Source organism: Micromonospora sp. NPDC049089 (genome assembly GCF_040648775.1).
Taxonomy (GTDB): Bacteria; Actinomycetota; Actinomycetes; order Mycobacteriales; family Micromonosporaceae; genus Micromonospora.
On sequence record NZ_JBEZEH010000405.1, the window covers coordinates 1 to 1,315 of the forward strand.

Genomic DNA, 1,315 nt, shown 5'->3' on the forward strand with positions numbered 1-1,315 from the left:
GATCCGGCCTGCGGGGCTTCGCGTACGCCAAGGAGCCCGATCCCCGTGATGTCCTTCAACACCGTCCACACCCTGACCGGGTGCCTGCTGCACATTGAGGCCAACGCCGACCTGCTCGGCTGGGGCCGCCCGCCGCTCCTGCTGCTCGTCCAGGACCGGCCGGCCCCAACCGCACCGCACGGCACGAGACGCCAGATGCGCGCCGTGCACCTACCGCTCAACGAAGCCCGCATGGGCCGCTACCGCGCCGGACTCGCCGACCTCCTGGCGGACCTCGCCACCGCGCTCGACATCAACCAGCCGGTCGCCCGGCCCACCCTCGCGGCCTGCGTCGACGTCGGCCTGATCATGGACCTCCTCGCCGATCGCACCCCAGGACTCCGCCTGCTGGCCTGGGCCGTCTGCTACGAGGACGTCCTCGTCGAGTCCGACGACCTGCGCGAGATCCGCCGCGTTGACGCGGTCGACGCCGACCGCCGCGGCTATCGGATCACGAGGCTGCGGGGCGAACCGCACCCCGTGGTCCGCGTCGACGACCACGACCACGCACCGGCTACTCGCCCCGCGCTGGCGCGTCTCGTCCAGACCACCAGCAGACCCTGCCAATTCACGCCGACGGCCCGCTGACGGCCGCCGACGCTGCGCTGGGAGCGCGGGTCCCGACCTCACCCGCGCGCCGTGCCCTACGGCAGCACCCAGGTCGGCGACTTGACCTTCGTCGAGAGGTAAGCGTCGATCTATCAGGTCATTGTCCGGGGCGGCCATCAGGCATAACACGACCTGCCCCGGCCGGACGGTGACCCCTGCCCTTACCCCGACGGAAGGTCGCCCGCCATGTCTGACCGCAGCCGAACCCGCCCGTCCCACCTCGCCCTCCTCCCCCGTGACGTCACCGACGCCCTGCTGTGGCGGCTGGCCGTGGACGTCCTCACCGCCCATCAACCCGGACCCGGCAATCGGTGCGTCAACCTGCAGTGCGCCGACCAGAGCGGGCCGTGTTCGGCCGCGAGGCAGGCGCAACGGGCGATGCGTGCCGCGCGCGCCGCACCACCGTCACAGCCGGCACCTGTCCGCGAACCCACACCACAACCGCCAGCCCGCGACCCTCTCGGATTCGTCGGATGGTTCACCAACGGCCTCGCCGCCGCTGCCACCCACTTACTGCCGCGGGTCCCGCATCGGCTGCCCCGCCGCGTCCCCGGCGCGGCCCTGACCGCCGTCTGCGCCGCGTAGCCGCAGCCCAGACCAACGACCAACGCCGCCTGGCCCGGACCAAAGACCCGTCACGACCTTCGACCGCGTGGCCCACCACGGC

General features: G+C 72.5%; 1 protein-coding gene. It reads left to right on the forward strand.

Annotated elements, in window-relative coordinates; all coding sequences use genetic code 11:
• A partial coding sequence (locus AB0B48_RS33140) for a hypothetical protein (protein ID WP_357208608.1) occupies window positions 1-627 on the forward strand: 627 nt, incomplete at its 5' end.
• Between the last annotated feature and the right edge of the window lie 688 nt (window positions 628-1,315).